Below are 3,977 nucleotides of genomic sequence, written 5' to 3' on the forward strand. Positions count from 1 at the left end.
CTCACCGGCGAGCAGCAGCGCCCGACGGACCGCTGCCACCGGCACCTCGGCGGCCCGGGCCACCGCGTCCGCGAGGAGCCCGGCCTGGGCGCCCTGACGGAGCTCGCCGCTGAACAGACCGGTGAGCAGGCGCTGCTCGTCGGCCGTCGCCGCCGCGTAGAGGGCGCCGAGCAGTGCCCGACGTCGAGCCTGCGAGCCCGAGCCGTGCACGGCGGCGATCTGCGCGATGGCGGCGTCCACGGCGGCCACCGTCAACGTCGGCTCGGCGGCCGGGGGCGGCAGGTCACGCAGGCTCGCGTAGCCAACCCCGGTCTGCCGTTGGCGCAGCTCACCGGCGAGATAGCCGGCGCCGGGCTCGACCTCGTCGGGATCCAGTCGGCGCAGCGCGTCAGCGAGCAGCTCCACCTTGGCGCGTCGGCCGCTGGTGGCACCGACGGCGGCGGAGGTGGCTGCCAGATCGAGGAACCGCACGCAGCTCATCCTGCCAGGCACCTCCGACACCGCCCGGGCATTGCCGTGCCCGGGCGGTGTCGGCAGGGTGCCGCCCGCTCACGCGGACGACGGGCGGGCAGCCCTAGGCCGAGACGGGCTCCTCGATGCGTAGCCCCCGGGCCCGGACCTCGCCGGCCACGCGGGAGAGCACCGAGTCGAGGGCGACCAGTGCGGCGGAAAGCTCACCGAGCTGTTCGTTGAGCGTGTCCTCGGACCACGCGGAGACGTCGACATCTCCCAGCGCGCTGACAGCGGCCCCCAACCGGGCCATCACCTCGTTCGTACTCATGTACGAAAGGCTATAACAGACAGCGGGCCGACACGCCGTAAACCCCCAGATCAGACCCAAAGTTCCCGCGCCGTGCCGGAGGCCTACCCGCCCGCTGCCGCCACCTTGCCCAGCAGGAGCGCCTCGGCGAGGCACACCCGGGCGAACTCCCCCAGGTGCAGGCTCTCGTTCGGGCCGTGCGCACGGGCGTGCGGGTCCTCCACACCGGTCACCAGGATCGCCGCCTTCGGGAACATCTCCTGGAAGGTGGCGATGAACGGAATCGAGCCGCCGACGCCGATGTCCACCGGGTCGGTGCCGTCCCAGGCGGCCCGGAAAGCCGACCGGGCGGCGTCGAACATCGGCCCGGACGCGTCGATCACGCACGGGTCACCGTCGTGTTCGAAGGTGACGGTCACCTGCGCACCCCACGGGGCGTGCCGCTCCAGGTGCGCGCGCACCGCCGCGTACGCCCGCTTGCTGTCGTCGCCCGGGGCGAGCCGGATGCTGAGCTTCGCCTTCGCGGACGGGACCAGGGCGTTCGGCGCCTCGCCCGTGGACGGCGCGTCGACACCGAGGATGGCCAGCGCCGGCTTGGTCCAGAGCCGGTCGGTGATCCGGCCGGTGCCGATGAACCCCACGCCGTCGGCCAGCCCCGCCTCGGCCCGGATCCGGTCCTCCGGGTAGTCGACGGTGGCGCCCTCCCGGCCGACCAGCCCTTCCACCGCCACGTCACCGGCGTCGTCGTGCAGCGTCGCCAACAACCGGACCAGCGCGGTGAGCGCGTCCGGCACGGCGCCGCCGAACATGCCGCTGTGCACCGCCTGGTCGAGGGTGCGCACCTCGACGAAGCAGTTGACGATGCCCCTCAGCGAGGTGGTCAACGCCGGTACGCCGATGTCCCAGTTACCGGAGTCGGCGATCACGATGACGTCGGAGGCGAGCTTGTCGCGGTGCTCGACCAGCAACTGCTCCAGCGAGTCGGAGCCGTACTCCTCCTCGCCCTCGATGAACAGGACCACGCCGACCGGCAGCGCGTCACCGTACGCGCGCAGCGCCGCGACGTGCGCCATGATGCCGGCCTTGTCGTCGGCCGCGCCCCGGGCGTAGAGCCGGCCGTCCCGCTCCACCGGCTCGAACGGGTCGGACTCCCACAGCGACAGGTCGCCGACCGGCTGGACGTCGTGGTGGGCGTAGAGCAGCACGGTGGGTGCGCCGGGCGGCGCGGCCCGACGGCCGATCACCGCCGGCTGGCCGCCGGATCGCACGATCTCGACGTCCAGGCCGCAACCGCGCAGCAGCTCGGCCACCGCCTCGGCGGAGCGTTCCACGTGCGAGTGGTCGAAGCCCTCGAAGGCGATGCCGGGGATGCGGACGAGGCGCTCCAGGTCGGCCCGGACGCCGGGCATCTCCCGCTCGACGGCGGCTCGCACCTCGGACTCGGACATGATCGGTGAGGTCATGACCGGCATCGTATGCCGGCCTTACCTGGGCGTGCCGGCGGAGCCCGTACCGTCACCGCTGTCCGTGGGGCCGGCGCCGGCCCGCGCGCCGGGGGCGGCCCGCCCGGCGCGGTGGGCGCGGCCCGCCGCCTCGGTGGCCGCGTCCATCCAGGAACGGGCCCGACCGGCGGTGCCGCCCACCCACTCGCCGACGTCGCTCGCACCGTCGCCGAGCCGGCGCAGCAACCCGACCAGCGGGTCGCTGGACCTGCTGAACTCCTCCCGGTACGACTCGGCAGCCGCCTTGATCTCCTCCGTGACGCTGGTCGAGCTGTCGTCCTCGCGGCGTGGGTAGTCCCCGGCCAGCACCCGCCCGTACGCCCCGGAGTCGATCCACTGGCGCAGCTGCGCCGCCCGCGCCACCGGCACCGGGTGGGTGCTCCACGCGGTCATCCGGATCTTGTGCAGGCTGTCGCGCAGGTCGCCGCCGCCGGCGTACTCGGCGGCCTGCTCCAGGAAGGCGGTGGTGTCGACCTGGGACAGGTCACCGCCACCGGCCAGCTTCATCAACAGCCGCAACGCGGCGGCCGGGTCCTGCCCGGCGAGCAGGCCCGCCCGGTCGGCGGACAGCTCCGCCTTGCGCCACCACTCCAGCATCGCCGCGATGATGGCCCGCAGCGCGATCGCGCCGACCGGCAACCAGCTCAGGTTGGCAGCCCAGCGGGTGAGGATCATGAGCATCGTCTTGTAGACCGCGTGCCCGCTGCCCACATGCCCCAACTCGTGGCCGAGCAGACAGCGCAGCTCGTCCTCGTCGAGTTGTTGCACGCAGGCGGAGTTCACCACGATGAACGGCCGCTCCAGCCCGACCGCCTCGGCGCCCAACCAGGGCGACTGGGTCACGTACAGCTCGGGCAGCTCGGCCACGTCGAGCGCCGCCGCGGCCTCGGTGTAGCGCTGCCACACCGCCGGGTACTGCCGGTGGTCGACCCGGATGCCGGAGGCCAGCACGGACAGCCGGAAACCCCGCTCGTTCCACATGCCGAAGAACGACCGCACCACGTCGTCGAAACCGCGCAGCTCCCGCAGCGCGACCAGGGCACCCCGGTCGGCGGGATGCTCCCAGGCCCGTGAGCTGATGCCGGTGAGGGTGATCCGACGCCGCGCTGGCGCGTCCGCTGCCGTCATGGTGGCTCCCCGTTCGCCGTAGCTCCCCGCATCGTGCCGTAGTCGGTGGCCGACGTCCATGCCCCGCTCAGCGCAGCCGCACGTAGTACCGGTCCGCGTCGTGCGGCAGGCTGGGCGCGCCGTCGACCACCAGGTCGGCGTGGGTCGCGGTCTCGTCGACGGCGAAGTGCGCCCGCTCCCCGTCGTGCCAGCGGCGCAGCTCGGGCAGGATCTCCGGCCCGTCCCGGGCGACCGCGCGTGCCAGTCGCAGCGACGCGGGTGCGGTGACGAACACGGCCAGCGTCAGCTCCGGCCGGACGACCGCGCGGGCGGCGCTGACCCCCTCGACCAGCAGCACCGGGGCCGCCGGCACCGGCACCGGGCGGGGCAGGAAACGGTGCCGGACCCAGCTGTACCGCCGGTAGGCACCCGGCGTCCCGGCGCGCAGCGGGGCGAGCACCCACTCGTCGAGCCGGGGCCAGAAGGTGACCTGGTCGTCCCACCCGTCGAGCAGGTCGTCGGTGTGCACCACCGGCGGTCGGCCGCCGAGCGGCCCCGCCAGGGCATCCGCGAGCTGCGCGGCGAACCGGCTCTTGCCCGCGCCGCTC

Annotated in this window: 4 protein-coding genes and 1 pseudogene; all 5 read right to left on the bottom strand. The window is 73.9% G+C overall.

The genetic code is table 11. From position 1 onward, the window contains the following. A pseudogene (locus tag KBX53_RS25060) lies at positions 1-480 on the bottom strand (ATP-dependent DNA ligase); the annotation flags it as partial. Between the two features lie 94 nt (positions 481-574). Beyond that, on the bottom strand, positions 575-781 hold the full coding sequence (locus KBX53_RS25065) for a hypothetical protein (RefSeq protein ID WP_030333429.1): 207 nt from the start codon (positions 779-781) through the stop codon (positions 575-577). 83 nt (positions 782-864) lie between these two features. Then, complete coding sequence (locus KBX53_RS25070) at positions 865-2,208, bottom strand: dipeptidase (RefSeq protein ID WP_030333427.1); 1,344 nt, start codon at positions 2,206-2,208, stop codon at positions 865-867. Between the two features lie 36 nt (positions 2,209-2,244). After that, positions 2,245-3,390, bottom strand: a complete 1,146-nt coding sequence (locus KBX53_RS25075) for a M48 family metallopeptidase (RefSeq protein ID WP_030333426.1) — start codon at positions 3,388-3,390, stop codon at positions 2,245-2,247. A gap of 67 nt (positions 3,391-3,457) precedes the next feature. After that, positions 3,458-3,977: uridine kinase (locus tag KBX53_RS25080; protein WP_210861972.1), on the bottom strand; the 520-nt coding region annotated here is incomplete at its 5' end.

The organism is Micromonospora sp. M51, assembly GCF_018070305.1.
Classification (GTDB): Bacteria; Actinomycetota; Actinomycetes; order Mycobacteriales; family Micromonosporaceae; genus Micromonospora; species Micromonospora parva.